Genomic DNA, 16,166 nt, shown 5'->3' on the forward strand with positions numbered 1-16,166 from the left:
GCGGCACCAGCCCGCCGGGCGGGCACATCCAGCCCCGCCGGCGCTTGAAGCGCGGGGACACCGGGCCACATCCAGCCCCGCCGGCGATTGAGGCGCCGGGTTCGGGGCGGAGCCCCGACAAGACCGGCAAGTTCCAGCCCCGCCGGCGTTTGAGGCGCGGGGGCCCGGGGGCGGAGCCCTCCGGAAACGGGTCCGGGCGGAGCCCGGTTCGGGAAGGGGCGGGTAGGGGACCAGCCCCGCGCAGCGGCCCCCGACCCGCGCGCCGCAGCGCGCTACGCCGCCGTCACCAACCGCTCCCGTTCCACGAACCGCACCCGCGGGTGCCCCCCGTACCAGCCGACCGACAGCCGCAGGCCGCCGACACGCGCCAGCATCAGGCCGACGCCGGCCGCCGCCGCCGCGGCCACCGCGCCGCCCGCGGCGAAGCCGACGCGCGCGCCGTAGGTGTCCGTGATCCAGCCGACGAGCGGCGCGCCCAGCGGCGTACCGCCGGTGAAGACCATCATGAACAGGCTCATGACCCGGCCCCGCATCAGCGGATCCGTCGCCATCTGGACGCTGGAGTTGGCCGTGACGTTGACCGTCAGGCCGAACATGCCGATCGGGACCATCATCACCGCGAAGATCCAGAAGGCCGGGGCGAAGGCCGTCACGATCTCCAGCACTCCGAACAGCACCGCCGCGCCGACCAGCAGCCGCAGCCTCGACGTGCCGCGCCGGGCGGCGAGCAGGGCGCCGGCCAGGGAACCGGCGGCCATCAGGGTGTTGAGCAGGCCGTATGTACCCGCGTCGCCGTGGAAGACGTCGTCGACGAACGCGGAGAGCCAGATCGGGAAGTTGAAGCCGAAGGTGCCGATGAAGCCCACGAGGACGATCGGCCAGATCAGCTCGGGCCGGCCGGCGACGTACCTGAGGCCCTCGCGCAGCTGGCCCTTGCCGCGCGGGGCGCGTTCGACCTTGTGGAGTTCACCGGCGCGCATCATCAGCAGCCCGGCGATGGGCGCGAGGAACGACAGGCCGTTGAGCAGGAACGCGTACCCGCTGCCGACCGCGGTGATCAGCACACCGGCGACCGCCGGTCCGACGAGCCGTGCGGACTGGAAGTTCGCGGAGTTGAGCGAGACGGCGTTGCGCAGCTGGTCGGGGCCGACCATCTCGGCGACGAACGACTGCCGCGCCGGGTTGTCGACGACGGTGACGAGGCCGAGTAGGAACGCCGTCAGGTAGACGTGCCAGACCTGGACGTGTCCGCTGAGCGTGAGCACGGCGAGCGCCAGGCCGGTGAGGCCCATCGCGGCCTGGGTGGCGAGCAGCAACTGCCGCTTGGGCAGCCGGTCCGCGAGCACCCCGCCGTAGAGGCCGAAGAGAAGCATGGGCAGGAACTGCAGCGCGATGGTGATGCCGACGGCGGACGCCGATCCGGTCAGGCTGAGCACCAGCCAGTCCTGGGCGATGCGCTGCATCCAGGTGCCGGTGTTGGAGACGACCTGTCCTGTCGCGAAGAGCCGGTAGTTACGGATCTTCAGCGAGCTGAACATGCTCTGCTTACGGGCAGGCCGGGCGGTCAGGGTGTCGGGGTCGGTCGGTGCGGGGGCGGAGTCTGCTCCGGATCCCGTACTCAAAGGGGTTCGCCTCCTCGGCGTCGGCGGTCATTGCAGATGCGCGAGCTTCTCCAGGACGGGGGCGGCTGCGCGCAGCTTCGCCCACTCCTCGTCGTCCAGGCCTTCGGCGAGCGCGGCCAGCCAGGCGTTCCGCTTGCGGCGGGACTCCTCGAGCATGGTCTCGGCCCGTTCGGTCTGGGTGACCACCTTCTGCCGGCGGTCGTCGGGGTGCGGCTCGAGCCGGACCAGTCCCTTGGCTTCGAGAAGCGCGACGATCCGGGTCATCGACGGCGGCTGCACGTGCTCCTTGCGGGCCAGCTCACCGGGGGTGGCCGAGCCGCAGCGGGCGAGGGTGCCGAGTACCGACATCTCGGTGGGACTCAGCGTCTCGTCGACGCGCTGGTGCTTCAGACGGCGGCCCAGCCGCATGACGGCGGAGCGCAGGGAGTTCACGGCGGCGACGTCTGCGGCGTCCGTGCCGTGGGACAGGTCAGGCATGTTCATTAGCATAACTCATTACCCAGTCTAAAGAAAGGCGCCACCGGGCCGGTCGCTCAGTCGGTCACGGGGAAGATGCACACGTCACCCATATGAGTGAGACACATCCGGAAAGTGACGCCGGGGCGGCCGGAGTGCGGCGACCCTGATGCGCATGGGATCGACAGTGCTCAGCCTGCGGATGGACGGTGAGTTGCTCGACCGGATCCGGCAGCATGCGGCGAAACGGCAAATGAGCGTCCAGGACTATGTGGTCCGGACGCTCATTCGCGACGACTTCGACGAGCGCTTCAAGGCGGCCGTCGACGAGACGGAGAAGTTCTACGACGTCACCTGAAGCGCGAGGCGACGCGCGACGGCGCGACGGCGCGACGGCGCGACGGGACTACGTGAGCCCCAGCGCCGGCATGGCGTACGAGAAGACGAACACCGCCGACACGACGTACATCGCCGCGGGCACCTCGCGCCCGCGCCCCGCCGCGAGCCGCAGCACACTGAAGGCGATGAAGCCGATGCCGATGCCGTGGGTGATCGAGTAGGTGAACGGCATCATCACCAGCGCCAGGAACGCGGGCGCGGCGATCGTGTAGTCGCTCCAGTCGATGTCCTTGATCGACCCGGCCAGGATCAGGAAGCCGACCGCCACCAGGGCGGGGGTCGCCGCCTGGGACGGGACCATCGTGGCGAGCGGCGTGAGGAACAGCGCCAGCGAGAACAGCAGACCCGTGACGACCGACGACAGCCCCGTGCGCGCGCCCTCGCCGACACCGGCCGTGGACTCCACGAAGCAGGTGTTGGCGGAGCACGAGGTGGCACCGCCCGCGGCGACGGCGAGGCCGTCGACGACCAGCACCCGGTTGATGCCCGGGTAGTTGCCTTCCTTGTCCATGAGATTCGCCTCGTCGCCGACGGCGAGGATCGTGCCCATCGCGTCGAAGAAACAGGACAGCAGCACGGTGAAGACGAACAGGGCACCGGTCAGCAGGCCGACCTTCTCGAAGCCGCCGAACAGGCTGACCTCGAAGAACAGCCCGAAGTCGGGCGTCGAGACCGGGTTGCCGGGCCACTCGGGCGTGGTCAGGCCCCAGGACTCGACGTCGGCGACGGCGTGGACGGCCATCGCGACGACCGTCATCACGACGATCGAGATCAGGATCGCGCCCGGCACCTTGCGGATGATCAGCGCGAGGGTGAGCAGCGTGCCGATGGCGAAGACGAGGACCGGCCAGCCGAGCAGATGACCGCCGGTGCCGAGCTGCAGCGGGACGGTGGTGTGGGCGGCGTCGGGGATACGGGTGACGAAGCCGGAGTCCACCAGGCCGATGAGCATGATGAACAGGCCGATGCCGATCGCGATGGCCTTCCGCAGGCCGAGCGGCACGGCGTTCATCACGCGCTCGCGCAGCCCGGTGGCCACCAGCAGCATCACCACGAAACCGGCGAGGACCACCATGCCCATGGCGTCCGCCCAGGCCATCTGGGGCGCGAGCTGGAGGGCGACGACCGTGTTCACGCCGAGGCCGGCCGCGAGCGCGATCGGGACGTTGCCGATGACGCCCATCAGCAGCGTCGAGAACGCCGCCGTCAGCACGGTGGCGGTGACCAGCTGGCCGCCGTCGAGCTGGTGCCCGTACATGTCCTTGGCGCTGCCGAGAATGATCGGGTTCAGCACGAGGATGTACGCCATCGCGAAGAAGGTGGCGAATCCGCCCCGGACCTCGCGGGCGACGGTGGAGCCGCGCTCCGAGATCTTGAAGAAGCGGTCCACGCCGCCGGTGGGCTCCGGGGGCGTGGGCGGCAGGCCGGGGGATTCGACCTCGGCGGTGGCCGTGGGGGACATGCGGAATGACCTCGTGACGGGGATGATTTTGCCGGTTCCCTGGAGGTTCATACGAACGAAACCGGTCGGACGCAAACTCGTTCAGTATGAACATATATAGGGAAGATCGGTATCTCCGCGCGTAGACCCCTGCGAGGGACCGCCCAGGGTCACCTCGCGACCGCCTCGCGACCGCCTCGGGAGCGGCCCGGGACCGGCCCGGGACGAACCCGGACCGCGACCTACACTGTCCGCATGATCCGTCCTTCATCGGGATCCCCCCGTCACGAGGCACCCGAACCCCTTGAGGGGCCGATCGTCGCCACCATCACCGGCGGCACGATCCTCTGGTTCGTGATGTTCCTCGTGCAGGTCCCCTTCTACGGCTGGTTCCACGACCGCGATCTGACGTGGTGGGTGTGGACCTGCCTGGCCGGCGCGGGCCTCGGGCTCATCGGCATCTGGTACGTCCGCAGCCGCGACGCGGCGATCAAGCGCGCACGGGCCGCCGAAGCGGCCGACGACGCCGAGCCCCGGGAGCCGGGCACGCCCGCCTGAGGCACCCCGGAGGCACGTAGTGCCCAGGGACCATTCGCGTCCTACCCCGGTCTGATCTTCCGCCGTTTCGGGCGGTGGTCCGGCACCGGCACCCGTAACGTCGAACCATGACTCAGCGGGCGGACATAGCAGCCGACGGCCCCGAGCGCGGGCCCCTTGCGGACACCGGCGCCGGCCGAAGGGCCACCGGTCTGACGTCCGCCGAGGTCGCGGCACGGGTCGAGCGCGGCGAGGTCAACGACGTACCCGTGCGCAGCTCCCGCTCCGCCGTCGACATCGTCCGCGCCAACGTCCTCACCCGCTTCAACGCCATCATCGGCGTGCTGTGGGTGATCATGTTCTTCGTCGCGCCGATCCAGGACAGCCTCTTCGGCTTCGTGATCATCGCCAACACCGGCATCGGCATCATCCAGGAACTGCGCGCCAAGAAGACCCTCGACTCCCTCGCGGTCATCGGCGAGGCGAAACCGAGAGTGCGGCGGGACGGCGTCGCCACCGCGATCAGCACCTCGGAGATCGTCCTCGGCGATCTCGTCGAACTCGGCCCCGGCGACAAGGTCGTCGTCGACGGCGAGATCGCGGAGGCGGACAACCTGGAGGTCGACGAGTCGCTGCTGACCGGCGAGGCCGACCCCGTCCTGAAGCAGCCCGGCGACCCGGTCATGTCCGGAAGCTTCGTGGTGGCGGGCGGCGGCGCCTTCACCACCACGAAGGTCGGACGCGAGGCGTACGCGGCGCAGCTCGCCGAGGAGGCATCCCGTTTCACGCTCGTCCATTCCGAACTGCGCTCCGGGATCTCCACGATCCTCAAGTACGTGACCTGGATGATGGTCCCCACCGCGATCGGCCTGATCATCAGCCAGCTGGTCGCCAAGGACAACAACTTCAAGGACTCGGTCGCGCGGACCGTCGGCGGGATCGTGCCGATGATCCCCGAAGGGCTGGTCCTGCTCACCTCGGTCGCCTTCGCGATCGGCGTGATCCGCCTGGGCCGCAAACAGTGCCTGGTGCAGGAGCTCCCCGCCATCGAGGGTCTGGCCCGGGTCGACGTCGTCTGCCTCGACAAGACCGGCACCCTCACCGAGGGCGGCATGGACGTCACCGAGCTGCGCCTGCTCAATGGTGCGCAGGAGCGGCACGTACGGGCGGTCCTCGGCGCGCTCGGCGCGTCCGACCCACGGCCGAACGCCTCGCTCCGGGCCGTCGTCACGGCCTATCCGGACGGCGGCGACCACAGCTGCACCGCCGCCCTCCCTTTCTCCTCCGCCCGCAAGTACAGCGGCGCGACCCTCGCGGACGGCGACGGCACGCGTTCGACCTGGCTGCTCGGCGCACCCGATGTGCTCCTGCCCGCCGGGAACCCGTCCCTCGCGGAGGTCGACGAACTCAACCGGCAGGGGCTGCGGGTGCTGCTGCTCGCGCAGGCGGAGGGCTCCCTGGAGGCACCCGCTGAGAAGACGGCCGCCGCCCTGGTCGTCCTCGAACAGCGCCTGCGCCCCGACGCGGCCGACACCCTGCGCTACTTCGCCGACCAGGACGTCGCGGCGAAGGTCATCTCCGGCGACAACGCGGTCGCCGTCGGCGCGGTCGCGGCCAAACTCGGCCTGCCGGGCGCCGACTCGACGCTCGACGCGCGCAAGCTGCCCGCCGAGCGCGAGGCGATGGGCGCGGAGCTGGACGGGGCCGCGGTCTTCGGCCGGGTCAGTCCGCAGCAGAAGCGCGACATGGTCGGTGCCCTGCAGTCCCGTGGCCACACGGTGGCGATGACCGGCGACGGCGTCAACGACGTCCTGGCGCTGAAGGACGCCGACATCGGCGTGGCGATGGGGTCGGGCTCCGAGGCGAGCAAGGCCGTGGCGCAGATCGTTCTGCTGAACAACAGCTTCGCGACGCTGCCGTCGGTGGTCGCGGAGGGCCGCCGGGTCATCGGCAACATCACGCGCGTCGCGACCCTGTTCCTGACCAAGACGGTCTACTCGGTGCTGCTGGCGATCCTGGTGGTCTGCAGCCAGGTCGAGTACCCGTTCCTCCCCCGCCACCTGACGCTGCTCTCCACCCTCACCATCGGCGTCCCGGCCTTCTTCCTCGCCCTCGCGCCGAACAAGGAGCGCGCCAGGCCGCACTTCGTGCGGAGGGTCATGCGGTACGCGATCCCCGCGGGCGTGATCGCGGCGACGGCGACGTTCGCCGCGTACCTGCTGGCCCGCGCGTACTACAGCGGCCCCGGCTCGCTGGCCGCGGAGACGAGCGTGGCGACGCTGACCCTGTTCCTGGTCGCGATGTGGGTCCTCGCGATCGTCGCCCGCCCGTACACGTGGTGGCGGATCGGTCTCGTGGCGGTGATGGGGCTGGGCTTCCTGCTGGTGCTGACGGTGCCGTGGCTCCAGGACTTCTTCGCGCTGAAGCTGGTGGGCACGACCATGCCGTGGACGGCCGTCGCCGTCGCGGCGGTGGGCGCGGCGCTGCTGGAGCTGTCGTGGCGTGTGGTGGGGCGGCGCTTCCCCGCCTGACGGGGCACATGCGAAGGCCCCGCCGCGCGCCGGGATCCGGCGGGCGGCGGGGCCTTGGCGGTGGCCGCTACTTCACGTAGTAGCCGGCGACGTCGGCGATCAGGTTCACCGAGCCCGCGTGGTTGTAGAACGACACACGGCCGTTGACCACCGGGACGACCACCAGGTTCGGCGCCGTCTGCCCCGCCACCACGTTCAGGTTCGACGCACTCGTCCGCGTCGTCCCGTTCGGATAGACGGAGATGTACGTCGTCGCCGTCGGACCCGTCGCCGTCACGTTCATGACCACGGCCGTCACACCCGACGCCGGAACACCGTTCTTCCCCGTCACCTGAAGCGTGACCGTCTTCCCGGCAGCCACCTTCGCCTTCGGCACACCCAGCCCGGTCCGCGTGTCCATGAACCGCGTCGGCGTCAGCGGCCGGTAGGTCGAGCCCTCGACGGACGACGTGAAGTACCCCTGCACATCCGCGATCAGGTTCACCGAACCGGCGTAGTTGAAGAAGTTCACCTTCCCGTTCACCACCGGCACGACCACCAGGTTCGGAGCCGTCTGCCCGGCGACCACGTTCAGGTTCGACGCACTCGTCCGCGTCGTCCCGTTCGGATACACCGAGATGTACGTCGTCGCCGTCGGACCCGTCGCCGTCACATTCATGACCACAGCCGTCACCCCGGAGGCCGGGACCCCACCGCGACCGGTCACCTGCAGCACGACCGTCTTCCCGGCGCCGATCTTCGCCTTCGGCACACCCAGCCCGGTCCGCGAATCCATCAACCGCGTCGGCTGCACCGGCTCGTACGTCGAACCCTCACCCGACGCCGCGAAGTAACCCGACACATCCGCGATCAGATGCACCGAACCCGCGTGGTTGAAGAAGTTCACCTTCCCGTTGACCACCGGCACCACGACCAGGTTCGGACGCGTCTCACCCGCCCGCACATTCAGGTTCGACGCACTCGTCCGCGTCGTCCCGTCCGGGTAGACGGAGATGTACGTCGTCGCCGTCGGACCCGTCGCCGTCACGTTCATGACCACGGCCGTCACCCCCGACGCCGGGACACCGCCCTTGCCCGTCACCTGGAGCGTGACCGTCTTCCCGGCACCGATCTTCGCCTTCGGCACACCGAGCCCGGTACGCGAATCCATCAACCGCGTCGGCTGCACCGGCCGGAACGTGCCTGTCAGCTCGGGCTGCGGAGGCGTCACCGTCAGGGTGCCCGCGGTCGTCTGCCATCCGCGGTGGGAGGTGACGCTCACCGTCCAGGTGCCGGCCGGCACGGCCCGCAGATCCACCTCGGCGGTCAGCGTCCGCCAGTCGGCGGAGACGCCGGTCACGGTGGCCGGGTGGCTCTTGCCGTCGGCGACGATCGCGACCGTGTCGCTCTCGTGCAGGGCCTCGCCGCGCACGGTGAGCTCGGCGGTGGTCCCGGCGGGCGCCGAGTCGGGCGTCACGGAGTCGGCGTCGAACTGCTCGCCGCCGCACCAGCCCGAGTAGCACGCGGTCTCCACCCGGTAGGACACCTGTGACGCCTTCTCCGGCAGCGACACCATCAGGAGCGCCGGGGCCTCCTTGCTGTCCCCTTCGGAGCGAAGGCTGCACGTGTACTCGTCGCCGGACCTCATGCAGTCGTCGGTCCAGCTGCCGTCGTACACCGACACGACGGCCCGGTCCGTTCCCCCGGAGGGGTTCGCGACGGTCACCTTCAGCATGTCGTTGCTGACCGTCGGCAGGACGGCGCACACCGCCGTGTGCTCCTCGGTGAGCGTGCCGGTCAGCGGAGCGTGGCCGTAGGCCGCGGAAGCGGCACGCGGGCACTCTGCGGCCGGACCGTCGGCTTCGGCGACGCGCCAGGCGTCCAGGCGGTGGTAGGCGTCGGGCGCCTCGAGACCGAGCGGCACCTGCATCACCACCTGGTAGGTGGTGGACCCGGTGACCACGCAGGACCGGTTGCGGAAGGAGCAGTCCGCGCTCCGCCCGTCGGCGCCCAGGGCCATGATGTTGAGCGTGCCCTTCGAGTCACGGACGTCGATCCGGACACGGTCGGTCGCCGCGGCGGTGGTGACCTTGTGGCAGCGCAGCGCCCCGGCGGTACCGCCGTAGACCCCCGGCTGGGACGGTCCGCCGACCGCGGTGGCCGCGCTCTTGGTGCAGCCCCACGCCGTCGAGGTGACGTCGCGCCGGCTCAGGGTGTAGGACGCGGCGGTGTCCTGGCCGGTGAAGACGACGGTGTGCGCCTTGCCCGGCGTGAGCGGGCAGACCGACCACCCGTTCTTCACCGAGTTCCGCTCGCACTTCAGCTCTCCGGACTCGTCGATGACGGAGAAGTTGGCGGGCGCGGTCCCCGACACGGTCCGCAGCTCGAAGAGTTCGGAGGCCGAATGGTCGGCGGCCGGGACGGCCAGGCAGTGGGTGAAGACCCCGCCGCCGGTGGTGAGCTCGGTCGCGTTGCTCGCGTCGCTGAAGGTGCTGCGCGGCATCACGGCGCAGGTGCCGGGCGGCGTGGAGTCGGTGCGCAGGAAGCTGATCGCGTACGGGCCCGGCTGCTCGCCGGCCTCGGCGTGGACGATCGCCCGGTACGGCGCGACGCCGGACAGCTGACAGTCGCCGGCGCGGAGCCCGCTCTCGTCGCACTGCAGCGCGCCGACGGCGTCCAGCACCTCGGCGCCGATGCGCGGCCCGGTGCCGGTGCGGGGCTGCCCGGAGATGCGGGAGTCCTTCGGCATGGGCAGTTCGAGGCAGTCGTACTGGCCGGCCACGAGGGTGCCCTCGTGTGTTCCCTCTGCCACGGGCACGCAGCCTTCGGTGCCGGTCCGGTCGAGGAAGGCCGTGCCGTAGCTGCCCTCGTAGACCCGGGTCGGGTCGCCCACCAGCAGCGTGTAGGAGCCTGCGGACGGGAAGGTGCACCAGCCGCCCCGGCAGACCTCGGTCGCCTCGCCGTCGTAGACGTACATCCAGAACTGGCTGTTGAACTCGTCGACCGGGTTCACCAGATAGCGGCCCGCGGCCGGCACCGTCAGGACGCGGCAGCGCACCTCCCCGGTCGGGGAGGCGGGCGGGGCGCCGTAGCGGCCGACGGTCACGGTGGGGCAGCCCTGCGGATCGCTGAGACGCGCGACCTGGAGCTGGTAGTCGACCGACTCGCTCTCACCGGTCACATACGTCAGTACCCGGTACGGTCCGTCGCCCGGAAGGGCACAGCCCGGCTTGTCCGACGGGTAGGGGCAGATCCCGCGGCCCGTCTCGTCGGTGATCCAGCGCCTCGCCTGCCCGTACGCGACGGTGCTCGCATAGGCGACGACGCGCTCTCCGGGCGCCGCGTCGAGCGACTGGCAGTCGACCTGGAGGCCGTTGAGGGCGGAGCGGACCGGCACCGGCTGGTCCCACGACGTCCCGGTGGCCGGCGCGCACCGCTCCGTACCGTTCAGCGGGACGACGACGAGCCGGTAGTCGCTCTGCTCCCAGTTGTCGTTCCGTACGCGCACGGTGTAGGTGCCGTCGGCGGGTACGTCGCAGCTTCCGGCCTCGGAGTTCTTCGCGTAGCAGTCGAGGGGGCCGTCGGGGCCGTCGATCGACACGATGACGTCGTATTTCGCGCGCAGCAGCACCAGGTGCTGGCCGGCCTTCGCCTGCGTGGTGAAGCAGTCCTGCGCGCCGGTGGCGAGCGTGCCGCTCGCCACCGCGTCGCCGGGGTCACCGAACGGGGCGAGTTTCAGCGGCGCGCAGACCGCCGGCGCCGGCTCGTCGGCCGCCTGGGCCCACGTGGCGGGCAGCAGCAGCGACACGAGCGTCGCGAGCACCAGTGTCACCAGTGCGGTCGGAGCGGATCTTCGGTTACGTGGAACACGCGGAACAGGTGCTGGTCCAGGCATGGCCCCCCCAGGGCAAGTGGCGATCGAACGAGATCTTCGCATGCGGAACCGACACCTCGAAGAGAGTTCCCGGAGCGGGCCCGCATGCGGATTTCCCGGTACCGCTCCGCCGAATTCACCGCGCCCACATGTGCCCATCACCCGCCACCCACCGGCCGTGGTCAGGCTCCTGGTGAGCGAAGCGTCATGCACGCGACATTAAGGAGCACATGTGACCACGCGCCACCCCCTCCGTCCCGCCGTCCTCGTCACGGGCACGGCCCTCGCCGCGATCGTCGCGGCCGTGCCCGCCCAGGCCGACCCGCGGGACCGGGCCGGTCTCCCCGCCGTCCAGCCGCGGGCCGAGACGCCCACGCTGTACGACGACGAGGCCGGCGGCAACGCCGACGCCGACGACCCCGCGATCTGGCGCAATGCGGCCGCCCCCGGGCGCAGTCTGGTCGTCGCGACGGCCAAGGAAGGCGGCTTGCGCGTCTACGACCTCGACGCCCGCCAGGTCCAGTCGATCCCGGCCCCGGCCCCCGCCGCACCGGACGACGCCCCCGGCCGCTTCAACAACGTCGACCTGCTCCAGGGGGCAAGGCTCTCCACCGGGCGGGCGGACCTCGCCGTGGTCAGCGACCGCGGCAACGACCGGCTCCGCTTCTACCGCATCGACCGCGACCGGCCCGGCGGCCCGCTCTCCGACGTCACCGACCCGGCCGCCGCGCCCGTCTTCTCCTCGGGCCAGGACGAGATCAACGACCAGAACACGGCCTACGGCCTCGCCACCTGGACCGACCGGTCGACGGGCCGCTCCTACGCGCTCGCCAGCCGGCGCAACCGGACGACCGTCGCCCTGCTGGAGATCACGCCCGGCCCGGGCGGCACGGTCGGCTACCGCAAGGTCCGCACCATCGACCTGCCGTCCGCCTTCCGCCTGCCGGACGGCACTTCCTGGACGCCCTGCGGCGAGCCGGGCGAACTCCCCCAGGTCGAGGGCATGGTCGTCGACCCGGCGAACGGCGTCCTCTACGCCGGCCAGGAGGACGTCGGCATCTGGCGCCTCCCGGCCGACCTGCGGGGCAGGCCCGTACTCGTGGACAAGGTCCGCGAGTACGGCGTCCCCGGCACATACGACGAAGAGACCGAGGAGTGCACGCCCGGCGCCGACCCCGGCCACGGCGGCAGGCACCTGTCCGCCGATGTCGAGGGCCTCACGCTGCTCACCGAGGACGACGGTGACGGCCATGTGCTGGCCTCCGGCCAGGGCGACGACTCCTTCGCCCTCTACGACCGTGAGCTCGGCGACGACAACGAGTACGAGGGCGGCTTCCGCGTCACCGCCGCCTCGCCGGCGCTGGACGGCTCCGAGGAGTGCGACGGCGCGGCCGTGCTGAACGCCCCGCTCGGCGACAAGTACCCGAACGGCCTGCTCGTCGTCCAGGACGGCCACGACACCCCGGAGGACGGCGAACGCGACGCCACCGGCTTCAAGTTCGTCGACCTGGACGACGTCCTGGACGCCGTCGACTAGCCATCGGGGCCCGCCCGGCGCCGCGCAGGGGGTCGCCGCCCCCTGCGCGGCACGCCCTACGGCCGGGCGTAGGGCCGGGTCATGATCTCCACGTTGTGGCCGGAGGGGTCGTCGAAGTACGCGCCCCGGCCGCCGAAGAGCCGGTTGACCGCACCCGGTTCGGTGTGGTTCGGATCGGCGTAGTACGTGACTCCCACGGCCTCCAGACGGGCGATCATGGCGTCGAACTGCTCGTCGGGCACCTGGAACGCGTAGTGCTGCGCCTGGATCGGCCCGTCGGCGAACTCGTAGTAGTCGAGCGTCACGCCGTTGCCGAGGTCGACCGGCAGGAACGGCCCGAACGGTGCGCCCACTTCGAGGCCGAGGATCGTGGCGATGAACTCGGCCGACAGCTGACGGTCCTTGGCGAACACGGCGATGTGGTTGAGCTGGACGGTGGTGACGGACTGCTCGTGCGGCATGGTGAGGTGACTCTCCAGGTCTCGGGTCTTGGTTCCTCGGAAAACAAGGAAGAACAGGTCGGAGACGGAGAGGGAACGGCGGGGCTCTGGCCCGCCTCGCGCTCACGCCGAGGCCGGGCGCCTCACTCGTGCGTGGCCCATGGCCGACCCGGCAGTCACCCGGCCGACCCTAACCGCCGCTCACGGGCGCGGCAATCGACTTCCGGCCCCGGTGCGCGTTCCGCACTCGGGCCGGAAACGGGAATGCCCGACGACCAGGGGAAGTTCACCGATCATGGCTGTCATCCACAGGACAACAATGGCGCCCGGCAAGCTGGAGCTGCTCGCGGCCTGGCTCCCCGCCCGGCCGTGGTACCTCGGCTCGGGACGCGAGCCGGAACTGACCAATGCCGGCGGCTTCCGGCTCGACGACCCGCAGGGCGAGGTGGGCATCGAATTCATGGTGGTCACGGACACGTCCGGCGACGATCCGGTCTCGTACCTGGTGCCGATGGGCTACCGCGGTTCGCCGCTCGACGGCGCGGACGAGGCGGCGCTCATCGGCACGAGCGAGCACGGCGTGCTGGGCAAGCGCTGGCTCTACGACGGGGCCCACGACCCGGTCGTCGTGGCTCAGTTGCTCGCCTTCGTCCAGGGCCGGGCCGAGGCGCAGGCGCAGAGCGTGTCCGACACCCCCGACCCGACGGTCTCCGCCCACTTCACCGGTGAGGCCGTGCCGTCCCCGGTCACGTCGGTGTCGGTCACCGACGGGCCTGGCGGCACGACGGTCACGCCGGGCGCCGAGCCGCTGACCCTCCAGGTGACGCGCGCCCTCGGTCGGCAGCAGGACGGCTCCGGCACCGGCGTCCGGGGCCATGTCACCGCCGGCTGGCGCCTGCCGGACGGCACGGAGCAGCGAGACCGGTTCTTCGTCCTGCGGGACGCGTCACGCTGACGGGCCGCCCCCCGCCCGTGCCGCCGTTCCGGTCGGCACGGGGCCGGGCGGGCCGGGCGGGGCCGGCTCAGTGTTTCCCGGCCTCGGAAAGCACCCATGCGCTTTCGCCTCCGAGCGCGACGGTCAGTTCGAGCCCCGGGTCGATGTCCTGCGCGACGAAGAAGTCCGGTGCGGTCTCGAACTGCCCGAGCAACTGCTCCACCCACGGCAGCCGGTAGCGGTGCACCAGCAAGGGGCGCCCGGCCCGTTCGACCCGGAACGTGTTCCACAGCAGGTGCGCCCTGTGCCGCACCCGGGTGTCCGGCCCGATGACCGTTTCCCGGTCACCGACTCGCAGCACCGTCAGTCCGCCCATCCGCTCCAGCGTGAACGGCGTCCTGCCCAGCACACCGGAGAGCGGGCCCGGCGGGCGGGCGCTGTGCTCTTCGTGCGTTCCGTCCGCTGCGCGGCTTACTGCCGAGCCGTCCTCACTCATGCGCGTGAGCATGACATGGATCGGTGCCCGATCCGGCCCAAGTCCCCACCTCTGCTTCCGCCCAGACGGTCTTCCCGACGACAGGGCGCGGCTCCACACCCCAGCGGTCGGCCAGCGCGTCCACGAGCACCAGGCCCCGCCCCGACACGTCGTCGGCGGCGGGCGCTCGCACGTCGGTCGGCGGATGCACCGACGACGCGTCCGAGACCTCGACACGCACCCGCCGCGCGTCGAGTGCCAGCCGCAGCCGGAAGTCCCGCCCCGGCACGCGGCCGTGCCGTACGGCATTGCCGGCCAACTCCGCCACCAGCAGGGCGACGGTGCACGAGAGGTCCGAGTCGGCGGGGTGACCCCACTCGGCCAGGTGCCGGACGGCGACCCGCCGGGCGAGCCGCGCACCCCGGGGTGTCGAGCCGAACAGCGCCGCGAACTCGGCCTCCGGTTCCGTCTCTGCCGCCCGTTGCCGGTCCGGGCCGTCGCCCGTTGTGGTCGTGGTCGTGGTCTTCAGCACCGCGTCGCCCATCCCGTTCGGTCTTTCGTCTCGGGGCACCATCCGCGGGTGTACGGATCGTGACGTTCCGTGTTCAAGATTCGTCGGACGGACCTACGCTCGGAAGGGCAGGCAGCCTTACACCGCAAGCCGTAAGGAACGGAAGTGAGCCCATGGCCAAAGCAATTGAGCCCGAGGAGTCGATGGCCGCCCTCTTCGGCTCGCAGGTCCGCAGACTGCGCACGGCCGCCGGTCTGACGCAGGCCCAACTCGGCGCGAGAACCCATGTGGTGAGCACCCGGATCACGCAGGTCGAACGGTCGTCCGGGGCCAAGCCGACACTGGAGCTCGCGCGGGCGCTGGACGCGGCGCTCGGCGCGGACGGGTTACTGATCGACCTGTGGCCGCACGTCTACCGGGAGTCGTTCCCGGACTGGTCACGGACGTTCATGGCGTACTCGGCGCAGGCCACCGCGATCCGCGAGTACACGGCACATGTCGTGCCGGGCCTTCTGCAGACCAAGGAGTACGCCCGGGCCGTCCTGGGCGTCGGCATGTCCCACCGGGACGAGGAGCACCTGGAGGAGCGGCTGGCCGCCCGGCTGGAGCGGCAGAAGCGGCTCTGTACACCGGACCGCCCGGAGCTGCTGGTGATCCTCGACGAGGCGGTGTTGCGGAAGCGCATCGGCGGCGACGAGGTCATGCGGCACCAGCTCGACCGGCTGCTGACAGCGGCGACGGAGCCCCATCTCACCGTGCAGGTACTGCCGTTCGACGCCGGGGCACACGACGCGCTGGGCGGCTCTCTGACCGTGCTGACCCTGCCCAACGCTTCTGAAGTCGCCTACTTGGAAGGCTCGGACTTCGGCCGTCTCTTCGAAGAAACTGACGATGTGCGGCGACTCGCGGTGTCCTACGATCGGCTGCGGGCGGCGGCCCTGCCCCCGCGCAGGTCGCTCCACATGATCCGATCCGTGTTGGAGGAGGACTACCGTGACCCGAATCTCCCTTCCCGGTCCGCGCGACGCCGCCTGGCGCAAGAGCAGCTACAGCAATCAGGAGGGCGGCAATTGCGTCGAGGTGGCCGACGGAGTCCCCGGCGTGGTGCCGGTGCGTGACAGCAAGGCCCCGCACGGCCCGGCGCTGGCCTTCGCGGCCGCGTCCTGGGCGGAATTCATAGGCGAGTTGAAGGCTGCCGACCGGTCCTGAGTCTGCCGGGACCCGGTCCGGAACCCTCCTTCCGTCCCCGCCGGGACCTGGCCCGCGAGGGGACGGCGAGCCACGAACTCCCCCAAAGAACCTGAGGGAAAGAACTCCTGCCCTCCCTCCCCTCCCGTGCGTCACCCGGACGGGTGACCGGCTTGCGGGGGCGGGAAGTCGGCGGTTACGTTCGCGGCAACAACCCCAGACATATGACGGCCCCCGGCCGG

At 71.0% G+C, this 16,166-nt stretch carries 14 protein-coding genes; 7 read left to right on the forward strand and 7 right to left on the reverse strand.

Going from position 1 to position 16,166, the window contains the following annotated elements; all coding sequences use genetic code 11:
- Window positions 1-272: 272 nt before the first annotated feature.
- On the reverse strand, window positions 273-1,622 hold the full coding sequence (locus tag OGH68_RS16045) for an MFS transporter (RefSeq protein ID WP_264244669.1): 1,350 nt from the start codon (window positions 1,620-1,622) through the stop codon (window positions 273-275).
- Between the two features lie 27 nt (window positions 1,623-1,649).
- A complete protein-coding gene (locus tag OGH68_RS16050) occupies window positions 1,650-2,099 on the reverse strand; it encodes a MarR family winged helix-turn-helix transcriptional regulator (protein WP_264244670.1) in 450 nt (149 codons plus the stop codon).
- Window positions 2,100-2,253: 154 nt separating this feature from the next.
- Here OGH68_RS16050 and OGH68_RS16055 point away from each other — a divergent pair, with 154 nt between their 5' ends.
- Window positions 2,254-2,436, forward strand: a complete 183-nt coding sequence (locus tag OGH68_RS16055) for a ribbon-helix-helix protein, CopG family (RefSeq protein ID WP_100107792.1) — start codon at window positions 2,254-2,256, stop codon at window positions 2,434-2,436.
- A 48-nt stretch (window positions 2,437-2,484) separates the two neighbouring features.
- Here the strand turns inward: OGH68_RS16055 and OGH68_RS16060 are convergent, their stop codons facing one another.
- Window positions 2,485-3,939 carry an NCS2 family permease gene (locus tag OGH68_RS16060; protein ID WP_264244672.1) on the reverse strand — a complete coding sequence of 485 codons (1,455 nt, stop codon included), beginning with the start codon at window positions 3,937-3,939 and terminating at the stop codon, window positions 2,485-2,487.
- Between the two features lie 234 nt (window positions 3,940-4,173).
- On the opposite strand from OGH68_RS16060, the gene OGH68_RS16065 reads away from it, so the two are divergent.
- Both OGH68_RS16065 and OGH68_RS16070 read left to right on the forward strand, forming a co-directional pair.
- A complete protein-coding gene (locus tag OGH68_RS16065; protein WP_264244673.1) occupies window positions 4,174-4,476 on the forward strand; it encodes a DUF2530 domain-containing protein in 303 nt (100 codons plus the stop codon).
- A gap of 107 nt (window positions 4,477-4,583) precedes the next feature.
- Window positions 4,584-6,986: a cation-translocating P-type ATPase gene (locus tag OGH68_RS16070; RefSeq protein WP_264244675.1), complete on the forward strand. Its 2,403-nt coding sequence runs from the start codon at window positions 4,584-4,586 to the stop codon at window positions 6,984-6,986.
- Between the two features lie 67 nt (window positions 6,987-7,053).
- On the opposite strand, the gene OGH68_RS16075 is transcribed toward OGH68_RS16070, so the two are convergent.
- Window positions 7,054-10,797 carry a Tat pathway signal protein gene (locus OGH68_RS16075; RefSeq protein ID WP_264244677.1) on the reverse strand — a complete coding sequence of 1,248 codons (3,744 nt, stop codon included), beginning with the start codon at window positions 10,795-10,797 and terminating at the stop codon, window positions 7,054-7,056.
- Window positions 10,798-11,071: 274 nt separating this feature from the next.
- Between OGH68_RS16075 and OGH68_RS16080 the strand changes: the two genes are divergently transcribed.
- The gene (locus OGH68_RS16080; RefSeq protein ID WP_413470990.1) at window positions 11,072-12,376 is read left to right on the forward strand and encodes a phytase; all 1,305 of its coding nucleotides are present in this window, start codon (window positions 11,072-11,074) and stop codon (window positions 12,374-12,376) included.
- 56 nt (window positions 12,377-12,432) lie between these two features.
- Here the strand turns inward: OGH68_RS16080 and OGH68_RS16085 are convergent, their stop codons facing one another.
- Window positions 12,433-12,837: a VOC family protein gene (locus tag OGH68_RS16085; RefSeq protein WP_264244678.1), complete on the reverse strand. Its 405-nt coding sequence runs from the start codon at window positions 12,835-12,837 to the stop codon at window positions 12,433-12,435.
- 274 nt (window positions 12,838-13,111) lie between these two features.
- Between OGH68_RS16085 and OGH68_RS16090 the strand changes: the two genes are divergently transcribed.
- Window positions 13,112-13,771: a maltokinase N-terminal cap-like domain-containing protein gene (locus OGH68_RS16090; RefSeq protein WP_264244679.1), complete on the forward strand. Its 660-nt coding sequence runs from the start codon at window positions 13,112-13,114 to the stop codon at window positions 13,769-13,771.
- A 67-nt stretch (window positions 13,772-13,838) separates the two neighbouring features.
- Here the strand turns inward: OGH68_RS16090 and OGH68_RS16095 are convergent, their stop codons facing one another.
- A complete protein-coding gene (locus OGH68_RS16095) occupies window positions 13,839-14,246 on the reverse strand; it encodes a hypothetical protein (protein WP_264244680.1) in 408 nt (135 codons plus the stop codon).
- Window positions 14,239-14,769 carry an ATP-binding protein gene (locus tag OGH68_RS16100; protein WP_264244681.1) on the reverse strand — a complete coding sequence of 177 codons (531 nt, stop codon included), beginning with the start codon at window positions 14,767-14,769 and terminating at the stop codon, window positions 14,239-14,241. Before OGH68_RS16100 ends, OGH68_RS16095 begins: the two co-directional genes overlap by 8 nt.
- 170 nt (window positions 14,770-14,939) lie before the next feature.
- Between OGH68_RS16100 and OGH68_RS16105 the strand changes: the two genes are divergently transcribed.
- Both OGH68_RS16105 and OGH68_RS16110 read left to right on the forward strand, forming a co-directional pair.
- Window positions 14,940-15,854 (forward strand): helix-turn-helix domain-containing protein, encoded by a 915-nt coding sequence (locus OGH68_RS16105; protein ID WP_264250115.1) that lies wholly within the window; start codon window positions 14,940-14,942, stop codon window positions 15,852-15,854.
- Complete coding sequence (locus OGH68_RS16110; RefSeq protein ID WP_264244682.1) at window positions 15,817-15,945, forward strand: DUF397 domain-containing protein; 129 nt, start codon at window positions 15,817-15,819, stop codon at window positions 15,943-15,945. Before OGH68_RS16105 ends, OGH68_RS16110 begins: the two co-directional genes overlap by 38 nt.
- Window positions 15,946-16,166: the final 221 nt, after the last annotated feature.

Origin of the sequence: Streptomyces peucetius (genome assembly GCF_025854275.1) — a bacterium.
GTDB lineage: Bacteria > Actinomycetota > Actinomycetes > Streptomycetales > Streptomycetaceae > Streptomyces > Streptomyces peucetius_A.

Excerpts from the sequence above, each read along its gene's own strand:
- OGH68_RS16050 (WP_264244670.1), bottom strand. The coding sequence starts at position 2,099 with ATGCCTGACCTGTCCCACGGCACGGACGCCGCAGACGTCGCCGCCGTG.
- OGH68_RS16055 (WP_100107792.1), top strand. The coding sequence starts at position 2,254 with ATGGGATCGACAGTGCTCAGCCTGCGGATGGACGGTGAGTTGCTCGAC.
- OGH68_RS16060 (WP_264244672.1), bottom strand. The coding sequence starts at position 3,939 with ATGTCCCCCACGGCCACCGCCGAGGTCGAATCCCCCGGCCTGCCGCCC.
- OGH68_RS16065 (WP_264244673.1), top strand. The coding sequence starts at position 4,174 with ATGATCCGTCCTTCATCGGGATCCCCCCGTCACGAGGCACCCGAACCC.
- OGH68_RS16070 (WP_264244675.1), top strand. The coding sequence starts at position 4,584 with ATGACTCAGCGGGCGGACATAGCAGCCGACGGCCCCGAGCGCGGGCCC.
- OGH68_RS16085 (WP_264244678.1), bottom strand. The coding sequence starts at position 12,837 with ATGCCGCACGAGCAGTCCGTCACCACCGTCCAGCTCAACCACATCGCC.
- OGH68_RS16090 (WP_264244679.1), top strand. The coding sequence starts at position 13,112 with ATGGCTGTCATCCACAGGACAACAATGGCGCCCGGCAAGCTGGAGCTG.
- OGH68_RS16095 (WP_264244680.1), bottom strand. The coding sequence starts at position 14,246 with ATGAGTGAGGACGGCTCGGCAGTAAGCCGCGCAGCGGACGGAACGCAC.
- OGH68_RS16100 (WP_264244681.1), bottom strand. The coding sequence starts at position 14,769 with ATGGGCGACGCGGTGCTGAAGACCACGACCACGACCACAACGGGCGAC.
- OGH68_RS16105 (WP_264250115.1), top strand. The coding sequence starts at position 14,940 with ATGGCCGCCCTCTTCGGCTCGCAGGTCCGCAGACTGCGCACGGCCGCC.